Raw genomic sequence first — 19962 nt, forward strand, 5'->3', positions numbered from 1 at the left:
TGGGGGAGGCGCGGGGTTTTACCCCCGCCGCGCGGCCGGGGCCCGGGGCCCTGCCGGGCGCGGCCCCCGCCCGCTCACCGCGGAGTGGGGGGGGGGGCGGGGGGCCCCCCCCCCCCGATCACCGCGACCGCGGTGCGACCCTGCTTACCGGGTGACCTTCTCGATCTTCACGCTGCCGGTGCCGGTGACGACACCGCGCTCGTTCAGCAGCTGCACCTGCCCGAAGAACTCGCGCCCCTCGGGAGCCGCGTCGGCCGCCGTGACCTGCGCGGACACCGTGGTGGACGCGCCGTTGGCCAGGGTGACCGGCTTCTGGTCGCCGACCGTGACCGTGCCGAGCGCCGAGGAGAAGAAGACGTCCGAGTAGTCGTACTCGGTCGTCCCCGCGGGCACCGAGTACCCGGCGACGACCACCGTGTAGGTGCCGGCGGCCGGCTTGCTGATGCTCACCGCCTCCTCGGAGTCGCCGTCCGCGGACTGCGCGACCTGGGTGCCGTTCGCGTCGTAGACCGTCAGGTCCAGGTCGGCGGACTTGTCGGACACGTTGCCGATGGCGACCGTCAGCTTCTCCGCGCCGGCGGGCACGACGACCTCGGAGGTCTGCGACGCGCCGTCGGCGATGGTGGGCCGGGCCGTCTTCGACGAGCCGAGCGAACCGCCCTGCAACGTACCGCCGTTGATCGCGGCGAAGTTGTTCGTGACCTTCCACGACACGTCGGCGGGCGTGCCCACCTTCGCCTCGGCCACCGTCTGCACGGCCGGGTCGAACGCGGTGCCGAGCACGGCGACGTCGAGCTGGTACGGGTTGTCGAGCAGCGGCGACGTGCGGCGCGCCTCGACCTCGATCTCCCAGACGCCGGCCTGCGGGTCCGCGTACGAACGCAGGTCGGGGCGGCAGCCGTTGCCCGATCCGTCGCCGTAGTTCGGGTAGCAGCTCGGTGTCGAGGTGTCGTCGACCGGGACGCCGTACGGGTGGATGGAGATGAACCGGGTCTGGCTCTTGTCCTTCAGCCCGCTCATCCGCACCTGGAGCGCCTTCGCGCCCTCGGGGACCGTCAGGAAGTACGACCGGGTGCTGTTGCGCTGCACCGAGCCCTTGCCGGTGAAGGTGTACGACGGCTTGGCCACCGGCGTCGAGACGACGACCGTCGCCATGATCTGCTGGTCCACGCCCTCGGTGCGCGGGTCGTCGACCTGGAGGATGGCGCTGCGCAGCCCGGCCGAGTCCGGCCTGGCCCGCACCTGCACGGTGACCGGCTGGTTCAGCGGCAGCCACACCGTGCGGGAGCCGACGATGTCGAAGGTGTCACCGGAGTTGTTCTTCAGCGACAGCTCGTGGCGCACCGGCTTGGCCGACCCGGACGTGCGGGTGACCGTCACGTCGTAGGTCTTGCGCTGCTTGGCCTTCAGACCGCCCTCGCGGTCGTAGATGCCGGTGCCGAAGCCCGGCGTCGCCAGCGCGTAGTCGATCGCGGTGTCGACGGGCGCCTTCACGGTGTACGTGTGCGCGCTCGCCCCGTGCCGGATGGACTTCCAGGCGCCCTCGATGTCGATGAGGCCGGAGCCCTCGGCGTACGCCTGCTCGCCCTTGATGTGGTCCGCGGTGGAGGTCAGCGCGGTGCGCAGGTCCGCCGGGGCCAGGTCGATCCGCTTCTGCTTGGCGGCGCTGAGCAGCAGCGCGCTCGCGCCCGCGGCCTGCGGCGAGGCCATCGAGGTGCCCTGGAGCATCGAGTAGCCGGCCGGCAGTGGGTAGCCCGCCTCGGCGACCGGCGAACCGGGCAGCCAGGTCTGGGTGGTGTTGATCGACGCGCCGGGCGCGGTGATGGTCGGCGTGAAGCCGCCGTCCTCACGCGGGCCGCGCGAGGAGAACGGCATCATCGCGTACGACTTCCGCACCTGGGAGCCGTAGTTGGAGGCCCAGGTCTCCTTGGAGATCGAGGCGCCGACCGAGACGACCTTGTCGGCCAGGCCCGGGTCGCCGATGGTGTTCGCGCCGGGGCCGGAGTTGCCCGCCGAGATCACCAGCTGCACGCCGTAGTCGTCGATGAGACGCGTGTAGAGCAGCGAGCGCGCGTTGTTGCCGTCGTTGAGTGCCGGCAGGCCGCCGATCGACATGTTGACGATGTCGACGCCGCGCTTCGTCACGAGGTCGATCATGCCCTCGGTGAGCGCGATGTTGGTGCAGCCGCCGGTCCACGTGCAGGCACGGGAGGAGACGATCTTTGCGCCGGGCGCGGCACCGTTCATGCGCTTGTTGCCGAACAGCGCGTTGGCCGAGGTGATGCCGGCGACGTGCGTGCCGTGCTCCGACTCGATCACGCCGATGTTGACGAAGTCGCGCTTCTGGCCGACCCAGTCGCCGCCGTAGGGGTCCATCGGGACGTCCTTGCGGATCTCCACGACGAACGGCTGGCGCTCGACGACGTCGGTGGACGGGTCGTCCTTGCCGAAGTAGCCGATCTGGTAGCCGTCCTTGTACGGCTTCATGGGGGTGTCGTCGGTGAAGTCGCCGTTGTCGTTGAGGTCGACGGTGACGGTGCCCGCGGCCGCGTCGTACAGCACGCCCCACTTGTCGGTGGTGTCGCCGTCCCGGTTCGCGTCGCCCTTGGCGTCGCCGCCGGTGGTGGCGGCCTCCGCGAAGGTGCTGACCCCGTACGAGCCCGCCTTCGCCTTCCAGGTGCGGCCGGCGTAGGTGAACGTCGGGCCGGACACCTGGGTGACCATCGGCCGCCAGGTGGCGTCGCTGTCCAGGATCGGGTCGGTCGCCGTGACCCAGTCGACGATCTTGCGCTCGCCGGTGGTGGTCTTCTGCAACGCCGGGTGGCCGAGGTCGACACCGGAGTCGAGGATGCCGATGGTGACGCCGCGCCCGTCGGCCTTCGGGTTGTCCTTCACGAAGTCGACGGCGCCCGTCTCGAACGACGGGTTGTACGGGTTCTTGGCGGGCGTGTCGCGGCCCGGACCGCTGTACGAGCCCGAGGAGTGCCGGCCCGCGCCCTTGGCGGTGTCGGCCGGCGGCGTCGGGTCGTCGAGCTTGATCTCCTGGCGCAGGTCGATGCCGAGCACGGAGTCGAGCTTCTCGGCGGCCTTGATGGCGGCCTCGGCCCGGCCGGTGGGCAGCGTCGCCCGGACATAGCCGAGCTTGTCGTAGGTGCGGCCCACGGAGCCGCCCTTGACGGCGTCGAGCTGCGCGGCGACGCCCTCGGTCCTGCCGGGGGCGGTGGCGACCATGACGGTCACGTTCTTGTCGTGGTCCGCCTGGGCGGCGGCCAGCAGTTCGGCGTCGTGCGAGCCGAGCTTGTCGCTGGCGGACTTCACGGCGGGGTCGGTGGCCGGCGCGGAGTCCGCGCCCGCCGCGAGGGCCATGGGCATCGGCCCGGCCGCGGTGAGCGCGGCCACCAGGCCCGCGGCGGCCGCGAGCCGGGCCGCGCGTCTCGCACCGGATATGGGTGCGCGCTGGGGATCGGGGGTCATCAGCATCCCTGCTACGTAAGGTGACGACGGACGATCGGAATGATCGGAACGACTCCGGAATTCGGTGCCGGATGACCGCTCAGCTTTATGCAAGTGACCACGGTTTGGGGAGAGTTGCCCGAGACGGGGCATGTCCATGGCGGCATTCCGCCATACGCCATCGCGCCCAAACCCCCACCACCCGGACGGAATCGGCCGGGCCCGCCCCGCGCACCGTCCGGCACCGGGCGAAACCCGCCCATCCCCCTGCGCATCGGCCCGGATGCCTCTAGCGTTCGGGAATGCACAAAGAGCTGAGGGTGGCCGCGTACGCCGTGTGCGTGCGGGACGGACAGGTGCTTCTCGCCCGCTGGGTCGCGGGCGACGGCAGCCGGCGCTGGACGCTGCCCGGCGGTGGCATGGACCACGGCGAGGACCCGTACGACACGGTGATCCGCGAGGTCGACGAGGAGACCGGCTACACCCTCACCCCCGGCGCCCTGCTGGGCGTGGACTCGGTGCTGCGCCGCTACCCGCGCAAGCTCGGCACGGTCGCCGACTTCCACGGCCTGCGCCTGGTCTACGAGGGCGCGATCACCGGCGGCACCCTGCGGCACGAGGAGAACGGCTCCACCGACCTGGCCGCCTGGCACGAGCTGGCCGCCGTCGCCGCCCTGCCCCGGGTCGAACTCGTCGACGTGGGGCTGGCCCTGTGGCGCGAGCGCCCGCGCGACGGGCACCTCACCGAGAAACCCGAACCGGGGCCCCCGCTTCCCCGCGAGATGAACACAGAGTGACCCTCAGCGAGCGCGTCCCCCTCCCGCGCATGACAACACGGACCTGACGCGCGCCCCGGCGCGGACCGGCGAGATCCACGTACGGTGATCGGCGCTGCGCGTTGCGTCGCCGTTCACGCGCAGGTCATCCCCGATGCCAACCATCCAGTACGGAAGGGCGACGCACCACGGCGCCGCCCGGCCGCCACTGTCGACGCGTTCGCACTCGGGGAGACCGCGCCATGCCGCGCACACGCTCTGTCACCAAGGCCGCCGCAGACATCGACCGCCGCACCGTGCTGGCCGCGACCGGCGCGCTCACCGGGATGGCGGCGATGGCCGGCATCGGCTACGTCGTCGGACCCGGCGGGCACGAGGCCGCCGCCCGCCCGCTGCCCGCCCGGGCACTGACCCGCACGCTGCCCGCGGCGCCCGCGGCGCCCGGCGCCCCGTACACCCGCGGCACCACCCTCGCCTCGGTCGCCACCCCGCAGGGCTCCGGCTACCGGCGCCTGGGCGACGGCCCGGCCTGGCCGCGCGTCGTCCGCTCCGACCTGCGGGCCGCCCGCACCGGCCGCGCGACCCGCCGCACCGCGCTCGCCGCCTTCGTCCAGTTCACCGACCTGCACCTGGTCGACGTGCAGCACCCGCTGCGCTACGAGTACCTGCGCGCCCGGACATCGAGCGCCTGGCGCCCGCAGGAGGCCCTGTCGGTCGCGGGCGCGGTGGCGCTCGTCGAGCGGGTCAACGCCCTGCGCGGCGCGCCCGTCACCGCGGCGCCGCTGCGCTTCGTGATGACGACCGGCGACAACACCGACAACAACGCCCGCTGCGAACTCGACTGGTTCCTCACCACGATGAGCGGCGGCCGCATCACCCCCAACACCGGCGACCCGCGCCACTACGAAGGCGTCCAGAACAGCGGCATCCCGCTCTACTGGCACCCCGAATCGGCGCTGCGCGACACCGACAAGCGCGACCACCACTTCCCGCGCCTCGACGGCTTCCTCGCCGCCGCGATCTCCGAGGTGCGCAGCCCCGGACTGAAGCTGCCCTGGTACTCCACGGTCGGCAACCACGACGCCCTGCCCGGCGGCTGCTACGCCCCCGGCGACTCCTACTTCGCCGAACTCGCCGTCGGCGGCCGCAAGCTGATGGACCTGCCGGCCGCCGCGGGCAAGGCGATCTGGGACAACGTCAAGAAGGGCGGCGACCCGCGCGGCAGGGAGTTCGAGAAGCTGCTCCGCGCGCAGGCCCGCCACATGCGCCCGGTCACCCCGGACGCCTCCCGCGCGCCCTTCACCCCCGCCGAGTACGTCGCGGCCCACCTGGACCCGGCGCACACCGGCCCGGGCCCGGCCGGCCACGGCTACACGCGGGCCAACCTCGCGGCGGGCACGCAGTACTACGCGTTCCGCGTCTCGGACGACGTCCTCGGCATCAGCCTCGACACGACCGACCCCGGCGGCCACTACGAGGGCTCGGTGGGCACCGCGCAGCTCAGGTGGCTCACCGCCCGGCTGACGGCGGCGGCCCGTGCGGGCGACCGGGTCGTCGTCTTCTCCCACCACACCAGCAGGACGATGCGCAACCTCCACGCCGACCCCGGCCACCCGGCCGAGCGCCGCCACGACGGCACCGAACTCGCCGCGCTGCTGGCCGCCCACCGCCCGGTCCTGGCCTGGATCAACGGCCACAGCCACAAGAACGCCATCACCCCGCACCGGGGCACCGGCGGCGCGGCCGGCTTCTGGGAGATCTCCACCGCCTCCCACGTCGACTTCCCGCAACTGGCCCGCGTCATCGAGATCACCGACAACCACGACGGCACGCTCTCGCTGTTCACCACGCTCATCGAGTCCTCGGCGCCGCACCGCACCGACTTCGCCGACCTCGGCCAGACCGGCCGCGCCGCCCTCTACCGCGAACTCGCCGCCAACGCACCGGGATCGCGGGCGACCCTGTCCGGCACGCCGGGCGACCGCAACACCGAACTGGTGCTGCGCAAGTGACCGCGCCCGGCAGGTGAGCGCGTGCGAAGGGACGGCGCCGCACCCGGCCCCGCCCCTTCGCTCCCCTCCTGGCGCCGCCCCGGCCCGTCACGACCGGGGCAGCACCACGACATACGCGGCCGGATCCCGGTCGCCGGACGCCATCAGCGCGGTCCGGACGACGGCGGCCTGCTGCTCGATCGACTCGCGCAGCTTCCTCGGCGTGATGTGCACGACCGTGATCCCCAGCCGCTCCAGGTGCTCGCGCTTGCGGACGTACGCCCCCCACAGCGCGTCGTCGTCCTGCCGCAGACCCGGCCGCGGCGCGCGCGTGTCCAGCTCCACGGCGACCGCGTGGTCGGGCCAGTAGGCGTCCACCCCGCCCAGGTGCGGACCGGCGGGCAGCCGCAGGTCCACGTTCCACAACGGGTCCTCCAGGCCGCACTCGCGCACCATCGCGTACAGCCGGTCCTCGGCGATCGCCCGCCCCTCCGCGAGCAGCGAGTCCACGGCCGCCACCACGTGCGGCCGGGTCAGCAGCCGGGCCGCCGTCAACTCCCGTACGAGGGACGCCGGGTCGCAGTGGCCCCCGCGCACCGCCTCGGTGAGCAGCCGGCGCACCGCCTCCGCGTCCGCGAGCTGCGCCACGGCGTCCGCGACCGCGCGCGGCACCGGCGCCACCGGGACGCCGTCGAGCGTCACGGGGTCGGGCAGCCCCGGCGCGCGCACCAGCCGCGCGTACTCCGTCGACCGCAGCCGCCGGGTGCGCGGGACCAGGACGTCCACGTGGTCGAGGGAGAGCAGCGCGGGAGCGGCCGAGAAACCGTGCAGGGCCAGCGCCGCGAGCCCGGTGACCAGCACATCGCTGTACGGGGTGGCCGGCCCGCCGGGCGTGGCGTGCGGGTCGCCCGCCGCCGGCTGCACGGGCACGGCGCCGGCCGGGACGCGCCGCTGCGGGGTCCGCCCGGCGTACAGCAGCACCGCGTGCAGCCGCTCCTCGCCCGTCGGCGGACCGGGGTGCAGCAGGAACACCCCCGGCAGCACCTGCTGCCAGGGCCCGCCCGCCCGGCACTGCTCCTGCGCGGCGGCGGCCGAGACGCCGTGCGCCTTCAACTGGGCGCCGCTCATGACGCGCCGCTGGGTCGTGACCAGGTGGCGCAGGGGGCGGGGGGAAAGGGGGGTGTTGTGGTTCATGAGGTGGATGTGCCCATCGGCACACCCCGCGCTAACCCCTGTTACAGCCCTGTCGGCGAAACCGGACAAGCCCGCCCTAAAGTCGGCGCCCCGACCTGCCGAAAAGCCCAGGCCGCACCGGGGGTTACGGCATGCGATGCCCGCGTTCGGTAACACCTCGCCGCCCACGGCCCCCCGGGCCGCGCACGAGGGGGCGGGCGCCTGCGCGGCGCCCGCCCCCTCCCCGTCGCCGGTCGGACTCAGCCCGCCGCGGCCACGTCGCACGCCTGCGCCCGCAGCGCCCTGGCCAGGTCGTCGCGGGATTCGAGCACCAGGCGGCGCAGCGCCGGCGCCGCGTCCTCGTGGGCGGCCAGCCAGGCGTCCGTCGCCGCCAGCGTCTCCGGGGAGTCCTGGAGGTCGGGGAAGAGCCCACGCACCACGTCCATGCCGATCTGGATCGACCGCTCGGCCCACACGCGCTCGATCGCCGCGAAGTACTTCTGCGCGTACGGCGCGGTGAGGTCACGCCGCGACGGCTGCTGGAATCCGGCGATGGTCGCCTCCACCAGCGCGTTGCTCAGCGTGTCCGACTCCACGACCTGCGCCCAGGACTGCGCCTTGACCGCGGCCGACGGGCGCGAGGCCAGGCAGCGCACCTGGTGCCGCTTGCCGGACGCGGTGTCGTCCCGGGCCAGCTCGGCGGCGAGCGCCGCCTCGTCGGCGACGCCGTGCGCCGTGAGGGTCTCCAGGAACGCCCAGCGCAGCTCCTGGTCGACCTCCAGGCCGTCGATCCTGGCGGTGCCCGCGAGCAGCCCGGCCAGCAGCTGGAGATCGGCGTCGCGCGCGGCGACCGACGCGAAGAAGCGGGCCCACGTCAGCTGGTGCTGGCTGCCGGGGCCGGCGAGCCGCAGCTCCTTCAGGGCGCCCTCGGCGAGCAGCCGCCCGCCCTCCTCGCGCCACTGCGGGGCCACGTAGTGCGCCAGCGCGCCGCGCGCCCAGGCGTGCAGCATCTGAAGGACGCCGATGTCGGACTCGCGCCCGGCGAACCGCAGCACCAGGCCGATGAAGTCCCGGGCCGGCATGAGCGCGTCCCGCGTCAGGTTCCACAGCGCGGACCAGCACAGCGCGCGGGCCAGCGGGTCGCTGATGTCGCCGAGCCGCTCGCGCAGCGTGTCCAGCGACCCGGTGTCGAAGCGGATCTTGCAGTAGGTGAGGTCGTCGTCGTTGACCAGCACCAGCTCGGGCGCCTCGGCCCCGGCCAGCTCGCCGACCACGGTGCGCGGCCCGTCGACGTCGGCCTCGGCGCGCGCGTACCGCTCCAGCGCGCCCTCGGCGGTGCGCCGGTACAGGCCGACCGCGACCCGGTGCGGGCGCAGCTCGGGGTGGGACTCGGCGGCCTCCTGCACCACGGCCAGCTCGACGATCCGGCCTTCGCCGTTCAGCGTCACCTGCGGGGTCAGCGCGTTGACGCCCGCGGTCTGGAGCCAGGACCGGGACCAGGACGCCATGTCGCGCCCGCTGGTCTCCTCCAGGACGGACAGCAGGTCGCCGAGGCGGGTGTTCCCGTACGCGTGCCGCTTGAAGTAGCGGCGGGCGCCCTCCAGGAACGCGTCCCGGCCGACGTACGCCACGAGCTGCTTGAGGACCGAGGCGCCCTTGGCGTAGGTGATGCCGTCGAAGTTGAGCTTCGCGTCCTCCAGGTCCCGGATGTCGGCGGTGACGGGGTGGGTGCTCGGCAGCTGGTCGGCGCGGTACGCCCAGGCCTTGCGGTTGTTGGCGAAGGTGATCCAGCCGTTGGTGAAGCGGGTCGCCTCCACCATCGAGAAGGAGCCCATGAAGTCCGCGAAGGACTCCTTCAGCCACAGGTCGTCCCACCACTGCATGGTGACGAGGTCGCCGAACCACATGTGGGCCATCTCGTGCAGGATCACGTTCGCCCGGCGCTCGTACGACGCCGTGGTCACCCTGCCGCGGAAGATGTACTCCTCGCGGAAGGTGACGATCCCCGGGTTCTCCATCGCGCCGAGGTTGTACTCGGGCACGAACGCCTGGTCGTACTTGCCGAAGGGGTAGGGGTAGTCGAAGTGGTCGTGGAAGAAGTCGAGGCCCTGCTTGGTGATCTCGAAGATGTCGTCGGCGTCGAAGTACGGCGCGAGGCCCTTGCGGCACATGGCGCCCAGCGGGACGACGAGCTTCGAGCCGTCGTCCAGCACCCGCTCGTAGGAGTCGGTGACGTAGTGGTACGGACCGGCCACGACCGTCGTGATGTAGGTGGAGATCGGCTTGGTCTCCGCGAACCGCCAGACGCCGTCGACGAGTTCGCCCGCGCCGTTGGACCAGGCCGTCCAGCCCTGCGGCGCCCGCACGGCGAAGCGGAAGGGCGCCTTGAGGTCGGGCTGCTCGAAGGTGGCGAAGACGCGGCGCGCGTCGGCGGGCTCGTACTGCGTGTAGAGGTAGACCTCGCCGTCCTCGGGGTCGACGAAGCGGTGCATGCCCTCGCCGGTGCGCGAGTAGGCGCACTGGGCGTCGACGACCAGCTCGTTCTCCTCCGCCAGGCCCTCCAGGTGGATGCGGCTGCCGTCGAACACCGCGCCCGGGTCCAGGTCCTCGCCGTTCAGCGTCACGGCCGTCACCGACGGCGCGATCAGGTCGACGAAGGTGCTCGTGCCCGCCTCGTTCGCCCGGAACCTGACGGTGGTCACGGACCGGAAGGTGCGCGGCCCGTCACCGACGGCCCCGCCGACCGCCGAGCGCAGGTCGAGCGTGACCTCGTACCCCTCGACGGACAGCAGGCCCGCCCGCTCGCGGGCCTCGTCGCGGGACAGATTCTCTCCGGGCACGGGCGGCACTCCTTCTGACGGCGCTGCGTCCTTGTGGGACTGTGCGGAACTGATCGGCTCCCACGATCCTCGCACGGGAATGAGGACGGGTGCCGTCGCGTTGCCGCAGGCGAGACCACCCGGTGACTTCCGAGGAGAGCCATGTCCACCACGGCTGAGAAGACCCCCGTCGACTTCTGGTTCGACCCCCTGTGCCCCTGGGCCTGGATGACGTCGCGCTGGGTGCTGGAGGTCGAGAAGGTCCGCGACATCACGGTCCGCTGGCACCTGATGAGCCTCGCGGTCCTGAACGAGAACCGGCTCGACGAGCTGCCCGAGGAGTACCGCGAGATGCTCGCGACCAAGGCCTGGGGCCCGGTCCGCGTCGTCATCGCGGCGCAGGAGGAGCACGGCGCGGAGGTCCTCGGCGACCTGTACACGGCGCTGGGCACCCGCATCCACAACCGCGGCGAGGGCCCCACGAAGGAGGCCGTCGCCGGCGCCCTGGAGGAGGTCGGCCTGCCCGCGTCCCTCCTCGACCACTGGGACGGCACGAAGTACGAGGACGAGCTGCGCGCCTCCCACAAGGAGGGCATCGACAAGGTCGGCCAGGACGTCGGCACCCCGGTCATCGCGGTGCCGGGCGCCGACGGCGAGCAGATCGCGTTCTTCGGCCCGGTCGTCACCCCGGCCCCCAAGGGCGAGGAGGCCGCCAGGCTGTGGGACGGCACCCTGCTGGTGGCGTCCGTGCCCGGCTTCTACGAGATCAAGCGGTCCCGCACCCAGGGCCCGGTCTTCGACTGAGGTCACTCCGGGTCGGGCGGCGGCAGCTGCTCCCACTTGCTCTTGTCCCAGTAGTGCCGCATCGTGCGGCAGCCCTCCCGGGCGCACTTCCACCAGACATGGACGTCGTCGGTGTCCCTGAGGCCGCGCCGGTCGCGCAGCCACTTGGTCTCCTCGGCGTCCAGATGTCGGTGCGGTTCGTCGGACTTGCACGTCGGGCAGGCCCGCACGCGGATGGTCGGCATGCACCGACGATGCCCCGGAACCCCGCCCGACGACAGGCCCCCGTGAGTCACGTCCTCACGGGGGCCCGTCCTTTGTGCCGCCCGCCCGCGTGAAGGTTGAGAAGACGATCACGAGGCGGGACGCTTCAGAGCGTCACGGAACCAGCAGCAGGTTGTAGGCCCGCTCCTTGGCGGCCGCGTACCGCTTGGCCACGTCCTGCCAGTTCACGACGGCCCACATGGCGTCGATGAAGTCGACCTTCTGGTTCTTGTACTGGAGATAGAAGGCGTGCTCCCAGGCGTCGAAGACGAGGACCGGGGTCGAGCCCTGGCCCACGTTGCCCTGGTGGTCGTAGATCTGTTCGACGATCAGCCGTCCGCTCACCGGTTCGTACGCGAGGACGCCCCAGCCGGAGCCCTGCGTCGTCGCGGCGGCCTTCGTCAGCTGCGCCTTGAACCCGGCGAACGAGCCGAACGACTCGGTGATCGCGTCGGCGAGGTCGCCCACCCCGTCCGCGGCCAGCGGCTCGCCGCCGCCGTCCCCGGTCATGTTGTGCCAGTAGATGCTGTGCAGGATGTGGCCCGAGAGGTGGAAGGCGAGGTTCTTCTCCAGCCCGTTGATGGAGCCCCACTGCTCCTTGTCGCGGGCCTCCGCCAGCTGCTCCAGGGTGTCGTTCGCGCCCTTCACGTACGCCGCGTGGTGCTTGTCGTGGTGCAGCTCGACGATCTGCGGGTTGATGACCGGCTCAAGTGCCGCGTAGTCGTACGGAAGTTCAGGAAGCGTGTACGTGGCCATGTCTAACCGTGCCCTCCGACTGCTTATTGCAAGTAGTTCGCAAGTGCAGGCTAACAGCAACAGTGCCGTGCGCAACGAGAAGGACCCCCGGGCCACGCGGCCCGGGGGTCCTTCTCGTTGCAACACCTGTGCGGCTAGAGCCTGTCCGGGGACCGCTTCCGTCCGGCCAGCCTCTGGCGCGCGTACCCGACGGCCGCGAGGATCACGGTGAGGCCGCCCGCGTAGCAGAGCTGCTCGCGGGTGCCCTCCTCACGGGCCATCAGGACGAAGACGACGGCCATGCCCGCGAGGGCCACCCAGGTGAGGTACGGGTAGGCCCACATCCGCACCACGAGCCGCTCCGGCGCCTCGCGCTCCAGCCGCCGCCGCAGGATCAGCTGGGAGACCGCGATGAAGAACCAGACGACCAGGATGAGTGCGCCGATGGTCTTCAGCAGCCACTGGAAGATGTCGTCCGGGCGCCAGTAGCTGAGCAGCACGCAGACGAAGCCGAACACCGCCGACAGCAGCACGGCGATCCGCGGCACCCCGCCGTCGATCCGGCCGATGACCCGCGGGCCCTGACCGCGCGCCACCAGCGAACCGGCCATGCGCGACGCGCCGTAGATGTTGGCGTTCATCGCCGACAGCAGCGCGACGAACACCACGACCTGCATGACGGCGCCGGCCGCCGGCAGGTCGAGGCGTTCGAGGGTCGCGACGTAGGAGCCCTTGTCCGGGTCGACCAGCGCCTCGTCCGACCAGGGGATCAGCGTGACGACCACCGCCATCGAGCCCACGTAGAACACCGCGATGCGCCACATCGCGGTGCGCACGGCCTTCGCCACGCCCTGGACCGGGTGCTCGGACTCGGCCGCCGCGATGGTGACGGTCTCCAGGCCGCCGTACGCGAAGACCGACGCGAGCAGCCCGGCGATCAGGCCCTCGGTGCCGTGCGGCAGGAAGCCGCCGTGCCCGGTGAGGTTCTCGGTGCCCGGCGCGTCGTCGCCGAGCAGCCCCGCGATCGCCAGCACGCCGATGACGAGAAACGCCACGATCGCCGCGACCTTGAGGGCGGCGAACCAGAACTCGAACTCGCCGAAGTTCTTCACCGCCGAGACGTTGGTCGCGGTGAACACGAGCATGAACAGCGCCACCCAGGCCCACTCCGGCACCCCGGGCACCCAGCCGTGCGCGATCTGCGCCGCGCCGATGCCCTCCAGGCCGACCGCCACGCACAGCAGGAACCAGAAGGCCCAGCCCGCCGTGAACCCCGCCCAGGGGCCGAGGGCCCGCTCGGAGTGCACGGAGAACGAGCCGGACGCCGGGTGGGCCGCCGCCATCTCGCCCAGCATGCGCATCACGAGCATCACGAGGGCGCCGGAGACCGTGTAGGCGAGGACGATCGACGGACCGGCCGCGGCGATCGCGGTGCCGGAGCCCACGAAGAGCCCCGCGCCGATCACGCCGCCGAGCGCGATCATCGAGAGGTGACGCTGCTTCAGGCCGGGCGAGAGCGACGAGGTGTCCGCCGGCCGGTCGGGCCGGTCGGCCGGCGGGTGCGCGTCGGCCGGCGACTGCGCGGACGTCCGAGACATGGAAGTGCCCTGTTCACTAGCTGGGACGGGGTGCGACGTGCAGATGTAATGCGCACGTAAAGTCGGCCCAGTCTGGGCACGCGTTCCGCTCACAGGGAAGACGTTTCCGCGATACGGACACGACGCTCACACTCGGCGACGCCCTCGTCGACGGTCGGTGAACGCTCAGGCGCGCCGCGCGCGCAGCTCCCGCACCCCCGCCACGGCCAGCACCGCGAGCGTCGCCCCCGTCGACCACAGCAGCTGCGGGCGGGCCGTGTCGTCGGTCAGCATCAGCACGAACACCACCGCCATCGCCGCGAGCGCCGCCCAGGTCAGCCAGGGGAACGCCCACATCCGCAGCACCAGCCGCTCCGGCGCCTCCCGCTCGATCCGGCGCCGCAGCCGCAGCTGGGCCAGCGCGATCAGCGCCCACACGAACAGCAGCACCGCGCCGACCGAGTTGAGCATGTAGAGGAAGACGGTGTCCGGCCACCGCAGATTCAGCAGGACGGAGACGAAGCCGAACACCACCGACGCGAGGACCGCCCGCCGGGGCACCCCGCCCGCGCCCACCGCCAGCAGCGCCCTCGGCGCCTCGGCGCGCTCGGCCAGCGAGAAGATCATGCGGGACGAGCCGTACAGGTTGGCGTTGAGCGCGGACAGCAGCGCCACGAAGACGACGATGTTCATGACCTGCCCCGCCGCCGGGACGCCGATCGAGTCCAGCACGGTGACGTACGGGCTGACGCCCGCCCGCTGCGCCGTCCACGGCAGCACCGTGACGATGACCAGCATCGAACCGACGTAGAAGAACAGGATCCGGAACACCGCGCTGCGCACCGCCCGCGCCACCGAGCGCACCGGGTCCTCGGACTCGGCGGCGGCGATGGTGACGACCTCGAGACCGCCGAACGCGAAGACCACCGCCAGCACCCCGGACACCACCCCCTGCCAGCCGTGCGGCAGGAAGCCGCCGTCGCCGGTGAGATGGCTCAGGCCGACGGGGTCGGTGTCGGGGAGCAGGCCGAAGACCGCCAGGGTGCCGAGCACCAGGAACGCGACGATCGCCACGACCTTGAGGGTGGCGAACCAGAACTCGAACTCGCCGAAGTTCTTCACCGCCGTCAGGTTCGCCGCGGTGAACACCAGCATGAACACCAGGACCCAGGCCCACTGCGGGACGCCCGGCGCCCAGCCGTGGGCGATCTGCGCCGCGCCCGTCGCCTCGACGGCCAGCACCACGACGAGCAGGAACCAGTACAGCCAGCCGGCGCTGAACCCGGCCCACCGGCCGAGCGCCCGCTCCGCGTGCACGGAGAAGGAGCCGGACGCGGGCATCGCCGCCGACATCTCGCCGAGCATCCGCATCACGCACATCGCGAGGGCGCCCGCGATCAGATAGGACAGCACGATGCCGGGGCCCGCGACCTGGATCCCGGCGCCCGAACCGACGAAGAGCCCCGCCCCGATGACACCGCCCAGGCCGAGCATGGTCAGGTGGCGCTGCTTGAGGCCCCCGGCGAGCGGTTCGGGCGGGACGTCGTCGTGCATGGGGGGTCAGCCGATCTGAGCATTGGCGGGAACCTACAGTCTCGCTTTCGGGCGCCCTCCCGCGCAAAACGGACTCCGCCCAGTGACGAGCGTCACCCTCTGCGCGGTGTACAGGCGCGTCTTTGTCCGGAGCCCACCAACACCGAGCTCCAGCCTTTGTCGACCGGTGACCGTGATCGCCTCGACCCCCCTGGGATAGCGTCACGACGTCCCACCCTGCCCACCCACGAACCCTCGCGGAGTCCCCATGAGTACCGCCGCCGCCGTCGCCCGCCCGGGCAAGGTCCTCGCCGACCTCCTCCCCGCCTCCCGCACCAAGGACATCGCGCTGGTCCTCGGCGGCGCCGTCCTCACCGGCATCGCCGCGCAGATCGCGATCCCCGTCCCGGGCTCGCCGGTGCCGGTCACCGGGCAGACCTTCGCCGCGCTGTTCGTCGGCACCGCGCTGGGCGCCCGCCGCGGCTTCCTCTCGCTCGCGCTGTACGCGCTCGCGGGCATGGCGGGCATGCCGTGGTTCGCCGGGGGCGGCTCCGGCTGGGCGACGGCCTCGTTCGGCTACGTCATCGGCCTGATGCTCGCCGCCACCGCCGTCGGCGCGCTCGCCCGCCGCGGCGACGACCGCTCGGTGTGGCGCACCGCCCGCGCCTTCCTGATCGGCGAGGCCATCGTCTACGCGATCGGCGTCCCCTACCTGGCGATGAACACCGGCATGGGCCTCGGCGCCGCGATCGCCGCGGGCCTCACCCCGTTCCTCATCGGCGACGCCCTCAAGGCCGTCCTGGCCATGGGCGCCCTGCCCGCCGCCTGGAAGCTCGCCGACAAGTAGCGGCGGCGGGTTCCGCAGCTCCTCAGCTCCTCCGGAAGAGGTTCGCCGGGTCGTACGCGGCCTTCACAGCGGCGAGCCTCTTCCGCGTGTCCGGGCCGTGCAGCCCGTCCACCCGGTCGCCGCCGCCGAACGAGAAGTTCAGCGCGCGCCCGGCGACCGCGCCGCCGAGGGCCGCGAACGCCCGCGCGTGGTGCGCCCGCGCCGCGTCCCTGCCGCCCTCGCCCAGCGGCGACAGGATCCGCACCAGCCAGCCGGCCGACCGGTACGGCACCGCGTTCGGCGCGGGCCGCGACAGCGCCCCGCCCAGGTGGTTGAGCTGCACGACGTGCATGCCGTCGGCGGCCGGCCCCGAGCGCGCGAACAGCTCGCCGAGCCCCGCGGTCCCCGTCGCGGGAAGGAACGCGCTGTCCCCGTAGTAGGGGTGCGGGAAGTCCGGGTCGGCGTGGATGGTGTGGCTGTCGCCGTACGGCATCTCGCGCACCGAGTCCGTGACCGGCCCGCCGAGCGCGGCCCGCAGCGGCGCGACCAGCCGCCGGCCCTCGGCCGCCGTCCCGGTGGACGCGATCCGTACGGAGATCACGTACCGCCCGCGCAGGTGCGGCGGCATCGCGGGGGAGTCCGGGTGGGCCACCGCGGCGAGCGAGGAGGTCAGGGTGTCGGGGACGGTCGCGGCCCAGTCGGTGTAGGCCCGCACGGCGCCCGCCACGTCCGTGCGCCGCCCGTCGACGGCGAGCGAACCCCCGTACAGCCGGGCCACCGGCACCAGGCCGACCTCCAGGGACGTCACCACGCCCGGACCGGCGCCGCCGCCGAGCAGCGCCCAGTACAGCTCCGGGTCGCTGTCGGCCGTGACCCGGCGCCGCACCGCGTCGGCGGTCACCACGTCCAGGGTGCGCACATGGTCGGCGGTGTAGCCGAACTCCCGGGCCAGGATGCCGAGTCCGCCGCCCAGCGTGGAGCCGACCGCGCCGACGGACGGCGCCGAGCCGTTGAGCGGGGCGAGGCCGTGCGGGGCCGCGGCGCGCACCACGGCGCCCCAGGTGGCGCCCGCCTGGACGCGGGCGGTGCGGGCCGCCGCGTCGACGCGGACCCCGGTCATCCGCCGTGTGCTGATGAGCACCCCGCCCGTGGAGTCGCCCGGCCGCCCGTGCCCGGTGGCCTGCACGCCCACCGGCAGGCCGGCCCGCGCGGCGGCCGCCACGGCGCCCACCACGTCGTCCGGCCCCGCCACCGCGTGGATCTCGTCGGGGCGCAGGGTGAAACCGGTCTGGAATCCGGCGCGTTCGGCGTCGTAGCCGGCGTCCGAGGGGCGCAGGACGGGCGGGGAGTGCGGGTCACGGGTCGTCGTCATGCCCCGCACTCTGCGCCCTCAACCTGACAGGTTCCGTCAGCTTTTCAGCGCCTCGGCGCGGCCGCCTCCGCCGGCCGGCGCCGCGTCCACCACAGGCCGGCGCCCCCGGCCGCCAGCAGCGCCGCGCCCGCCGCGCCGAGCGGCAGCACCTCGTCGGCCGGGCCCGTCGAGGGCAGCTCGCCCCGGTCGCCGCCCCCGTCCCCGCCGCCGTCGCGATCACCGGCGGGGGCGGCCGGCCTGTTCTCCGTGTTCAGCAGCAGCGGCGTCACCGGCGCGTTCGGCGAGGGGCTCGTGGTGCCGAACGGCACCGGGCCCTGCTGCCAGAACGTCGTCCTGCCGTCCGCGCTCTGCACCGGCAGGCAGATCTTTCCGGTCTTCGCCAGATCGAAGGTCGCCGCCACCTTGAACGCTTTCGATTTCCCGGGCGCGATATTCGACACCGGACAGGAGAATCCGCTGTTGGAACCCTTCGGCAGCTTGTTCTCCGGAATAGGTGTGCAGCCCGGTACATCTTTCACGACGAGCCCGCCGAATCCGACGACGACCAGAGAGATCTTCCCGCTGTCCTTGGTGCCCTTGTTGCCGACGGTGGCGACGAGATCCCTGGTCTTCCCTGTTCCGCGTTCGACCGAGATCTTCTCGGGCAGGGTGGTGGTCGGCTCGACGCCGTCGGGCGCCTTGCTCATGGCCTTGCCCCCCGCACTGCTGCCCGGTCCGTCGTCCGCCACCGCGCCGGCGGGCAGGACCAGCGCCGCCGCGACGGCCGCGGCCAGCAGCGACCCGGCCGTGCCGGCCCGGCGCCGGGTGCGCGCAAGTGAACTCATGTTCGTCCCCCTTTGATGTTTCTGTTTCCCCCGTGACTGCTGCAACTGCGTTCCAATTCGCAGTACTTGAAGAGGTACCACAAGATTTCCCGCCACTATGCTGGGGCGGCGTGTTGTAGCGATTTTGTGTTTCTCTGTGTTCCGGGGGTGCAGTCGATTGCCAGGGAATATGAGCGGAGGCGTCCGGGGATTGGTGGTGGCGGGACGCTACCGCCTGGACGCATCCATAGGCCAGGGGGGAATGGGGCGGGTGTGGCGCGCGGCGGACGCGATGCTGGACCGCTTCGTCGCCGTGAAGGAGATGCGCATCGACGGCCTCGATCCGGAGGACGCCCGCACCCGCCGCGAGCGCACCCTGCGCGAGGCCCGCGCCACCGCCCGGATCGACCACCCGGGCGTGGTGCGCGTCTACGACGTCGTGGACGAGGGCGAGCGGCTGTGGATCGTCATGGAGCTGATCGACAGCCGCTCCCTGGAACAGGCGCTCGCCGAGGACGGGCCGCTCGGCGAGGAGGCGGTCGCGGGCATCGGCCACAGCCTGGCCGACGCGCTGCGCGAGGTGCACGCGGGCGGTGTCCTGCACCGCGACATCAAGCCGGGCAACGTGCTGCTGGAGCGGGCCGGCCGACGCCGCGTCATGCTCACCGACTTCGGGATCGCCAACATCCAGGACGCCGAGGCGCTCACCATGGTCGGCATGCTCGTCGGCTCGCCGGACTACATGGCGCCGGAGCGGATCTCGGGCAGGCCGCAGGGGCCGCCCTCCGACCTGTGGTCGCTCGGCGCGACGCTGTGCGCGGCGCTCGGCGGCCGCTCCCCGTTCAGCCGCGACACCACCCTCGCGACCCTGCACGCCGTCCTGTACGAGGAGCCCCGGCTGCCGCCCGGCGCGGGCCGGCTGGCTCCGCTGCTGGCCGGCCTGCTGGCGAAGGAGCCGCAGGAGCGCCCCGGCCTGGACGAGGTGGTGAAGGCGCTCGCACCACCCCCCGTCGCGCCGGGCGGCCCCACCCTGGACGTCGGCCCGCGCCGCCCGCTCCCGCCGCCCGGCCGGCCCACGGTCCCCGTACGGGAGGCGCCGACCGAGTGCGCGAAACCGGCCCACGCCACCCCGCCGCCCTACACCGCACCGCCCGACACCGCACCGTCCGGCCCGCCACCGCCCGGCACCGCACCGCCCGGCACCGCACCGTCCGGCCCGCGCCGCGGCCTGCGGCGGCGCGGCACGCCGATCGCCCTCGCGGTGACGCTGGCCGCGGGCGTCGCGACGGCCCTCGTGCTCACGCTGCCCGGCGACGACGACGGCGGTGCCGCGGCGGGCGGCGCGAGCTCCGGCGCCGCCTCCCGCGCGCCGACGGTCGAGGGCACCGCGCGCCCGCCCGCGGCCCAGACCCTGCCGCCCGGCTCGATCCGCGAGGTCGGCTACGCGTGGGTGCCGCCCCCGGGCTGGAAGCGGGCGGTGAAGACGGCGTCCGAGGTGCACTACACCGCGCCCGACGGCACCCAGGAGCTGGTCACCCAGTCCGCGCTCGCCAAGGACGACCTGCTGGCGACCTGGCGGGCGTCGGAGCGCGACGCCCACCAGGGCCGGGACTACGTGAAGATCCGGCTGGCCCGCACCACGTTCCGGGGCCGCCCCGCGGTCGTCTGGGAGTACCTGTTCACCCTCGACGGCCGCCGCTGGCACGCCGAACTCCTCGGCTTCGACCAGGAATCACGCTCGTACCAGATCGGCACCTGGTACCAGCCGCAGGTGGCGGGGGAGGCGACGGCCCGGTACGAGCGGACGAAAAAGACGTTCACGGTGCTGCGGCCGTAGCCGCGGCACCGTGAACGCCG

The 19962-nt window shown here is 73.0% G+C and carries 14 protein-coding genes; 5 read left to right on the forward strand and 9 right to left on the reverse strand.

The window, feature by feature from the left end; translation table 11 throughout:
* Positions 1 to 144: 144 nt before the first annotated feature.
* Entirely contained in the window at positions 145 to 3474 is a 3330-nt protein-coding gene (locus ACIP5K_RS05695; protein ID WP_401405316.1) for a S8 family serine peptidase, read from the reverse strand.
* 281 nt (positions 3475 to 3755) lie between these two features.
* Between ACIP5K_RS05695 and ACIP5K_RS05700 the strand changes: the two genes are divergently transcribed.
* Positions 3756 to 4250 (forward strand): NUDIX hydrolase, encoded by a 495-nt coding sequence (locus ACIP5K_RS05700; protein WP_401405318.1) that lies wholly within the window; start codon positions 3756 to 3758, stop codon positions 4248 to 4250.
* A gap of 221 nt (positions 4251 to 4471) precedes the next feature.
* Positions 4472 to 6241 carry a TIGR03767 family metallophosphoesterase gene (locus tag ACIP5K_RS05705; protein WP_401405320.1) on the forward strand — a complete coding sequence of 590 codons (1770 nt, stop codon included), beginning with the start codon at positions 4472 to 4474 and terminating at the stop codon, positions 6239 to 6241.
* Positions 6242 to 6328: 87 nt separating this feature from the next.
* Here the strand turns inward: ACIP5K_RS05705 and ACIP5K_RS05710 are convergent, their stop codons facing one another.
* Entirely contained in the window at positions 6329 to 7414 is a 1086-nt protein-coding gene (locus tag ACIP5K_RS05710; RefSeq protein WP_401405322.1) for a hypothetical protein, read from the reverse strand.
* Positions 7415 to 7653: 239 nt separating this feature from the next.
* Entirely contained in the window at positions 7654 to 10233 is a 2580-nt protein-coding gene (pepN, locus tag ACIP5K_RS05715) for an aminopeptidase N (protein WP_401405324.1), read from the reverse strand.
* A gap of 141 nt (positions 10234 to 10374) precedes the next feature.
* Between pepN and ACIP5K_RS05720 the strand changes: the two genes are divergently transcribed.
* Positions 10375 to 11016, forward strand: a complete 642-nt coding sequence (locus ACIP5K_RS05720; RefSeq protein ID WP_401405326.1) for a DsbA family protein — start codon at positions 10375 to 10377, stop codon at positions 11014 to 11016.
* 2 nt (positions 11017 to 11018) lie between these two features.
* On the opposite strand, the gene ACIP5K_RS05725 is transcribed toward ACIP5K_RS05720, so the two are convergent.
* The 4 genes from ACIP5K_RS05725 to ACIP5K_RS05740 all read right to left on the reverse strand — a co-directional run bounded on the left by ACIP5K_RS05725 (position 11019) and on the right by ACIP5K_RS05740 (position 15125).
* Positions 11019 to 11240: a hypothetical protein gene (locus ACIP5K_RS05725; RefSeq protein WP_401405328.1), complete on the reverse strand. Its 222-nt coding sequence runs from the start codon at positions 11238 to 11240 to the stop codon at positions 11019 to 11021.
* Positions 11241 to 11373: 133 nt separating this feature from the next.
* Positions 11374 to 12015, reverse strand: a complete 642-nt coding sequence (locus ACIP5K_RS05730; RefSeq protein WP_401405330.1) for a superoxide dismutase — start codon at positions 12013 to 12015, stop codon at positions 11374 to 11376.
* 134 nt (positions 12016 to 12149) lie between these two features.
* A complete protein-coding gene (locus ACIP5K_RS05735; RefSeq protein ID WP_401405332.1) occupies positions 12150 to 13592 on the reverse strand; it encodes an amino acid permease in 1443 nt (480 codons plus the stop codon).
* Between the two features lie 165 nt (positions 13593 to 13757).
* On the reverse strand, positions 13758 to 15125 hold the full coding sequence (locus ACIP5K_RS05740; protein WP_401405334.1) for an amino acid permease: 1368 nt from the start codon (positions 15123 to 15125) through the stop codon (positions 13758 to 13760).
* 247 nt (positions 15126 to 15372) lie between these two features.
* Here ACIP5K_RS05740 and ACIP5K_RS05745 point away from each other — a divergent pair, with 247 nt between their 5' ends.
* Entirely contained in the window at positions 15373 to 15951 is a 579-nt protein-coding gene (locus ACIP5K_RS05745) for a biotin transporter BioY (RefSeq protein WP_401405336.1), read from the forward strand.
* A gap of 22 nt (positions 15952 to 15973) precedes the next feature.
* Here ACIP5K_RS05745 and ACIP5K_RS05750 read toward each other — a convergent pair whose 3' ends face one another.
* Both ACIP5K_RS05750 and ACIP5K_RS05755 read right to left on the reverse strand, forming a co-directional pair.
* Positions 15974 to 17302 (reverse strand): FAD-binding oxidoreductase, encoded by a 1329-nt coding sequence (locus tag ACIP5K_RS05750; protein WP_401405338.1) that lies wholly within the window; start codon positions 17300 to 17302, stop codon positions 15974 to 15976.
* A gap of 44 nt (positions 17303 to 17346) precedes the next feature.
* Entirely contained in the window at positions 17347 to 18126 is a 780-nt protein-coding gene (locus tag ACIP5K_RS05755) for an LPXTG cell wall anchor domain-containing protein (protein WP_401405340.1), read from the reverse strand.
* Between the two features lie 169 nt (positions 18127 to 18295).
* Here ACIP5K_RS05755 and ACIP5K_RS05760 point away from each other — a divergent pair, with 169 nt between their 5' ends.
* Positions 18296 to 19942, forward strand: a complete 1647-nt coding sequence (locus ACIP5K_RS05760) for a protein kinase (protein WP_401405342.1) — start codon at positions 18296 to 18298, stop codon at positions 19940 to 19942.
* Positions 19943 to 19962: the final 20 nt, after the last annotated feature.

Origin of the sequence: Streptomyces sp. NPDC088785, from assembly GCF_044750685.1 — a bacterium.
In the GTDB taxonomy this organism is placed as follows: domain Bacteria; phylum Actinomycetota; class Actinomycetes; order Streptomycetales; family Streptomycetaceae; genus Streptomyces.

What these genes read in the sequence shown, in the direction of transcription:
- ACIP5K_RS05695 (WP_401405316.1), bottom strand. Translation starts at nt 3,474, where the DNA reads ATGACCCCCGATCCCCAGCGCGCACCCATATCCGGTGCGAGACGCGCG.
- ACIP5K_RS05700 (WP_401405318.1), top strand. Translation starts at nt 3,756, where the DNA reads ATGCACAAAGAGCTGAGGGTGGCCGCGTACGCCGTGTGCGTGCGGGAC.
- ACIP5K_RS05705 (WP_401405320.1), top strand. Translation starts at nt 4,472, where the DNA reads ATGCCGCGCACACGCTCTGTCACCAAGGCCGCCGCAGACATCGACCGC.
- ACIP5K_RS05710 (WP_401405322.1), bottom strand. Translation starts at nt 7,414, where the DNA reads ATGAACCACAACACCCCCCTTTCCCCCCGCCCCCTGCGCCACCTGGTC.
- ACIP5K_RS05720 (WP_401405326.1), top strand. Translation starts at nt 10,375, where the DNA reads ATGTCCACCACGGCTGAGAAGACCCCCGTCGACTTCTGGTTCGACCCC.
- ACIP5K_RS05725 (WP_401405328.1), bottom strand. Translation starts at nt 11,240, where the DNA reads ATGCCGACCATCCGCGTGCGGGCCTGCCCGACGTGCAAGTCCGACGAA.
- ACIP5K_RS05730 (WP_401405330.1), bottom strand. Translation starts at nt 12,015, where the DNA reads ATGGCCACGTACACGCTTCCTGAACTTCCGTACGACTACGCGGCACTT.
- ACIP5K_RS05735 (WP_401405332.1), bottom strand. Translation starts at nt 13,592, where the DNA reads ATGTCTCGGACGTCCGCGCAGTCGCCGGCCGACGCGCACCCGCCGGCC.
- ACIP5K_RS05740 (WP_401405334.1), bottom strand. Translation starts at nt 15,125, where the DNA reads ATGCACGACGACGTCCCGCCCGAACCGCTCGCCGGGGGCCTCAAGCAG.
- ACIP5K_RS05745 (WP_401405336.1), top strand. Translation starts at nt 15,373, where the DNA reads ATGAGTACCGCCGCCGCCGTCGCCCGCCCGGGCAAGGTCCTCGCCGAC.
- ACIP5K_RS05750 (WP_401405338.1), bottom strand. Translation starts at nt 17,302, where the DNA reads ATGACGACGACCCGTGACCCGCACTCCCCGCCCGTCCTGCGCCCCTCG.
- ACIP5K_RS05755 (WP_401405340.1), bottom strand. Translation starts at nt 18,126, where the DNA reads ATGAGTTCACTTGCGCGCACCCGGCGCCGGGCCGGCACGGCCGGGTCG.
- ACIP5K_RS05760 (WP_401405342.1), top strand. Translation starts at nt 18,296, where the DNA reads ATGAGCGGAGGCGTCCGGGGATTGGTGGTGGCGGGACGCTACCGCCTG.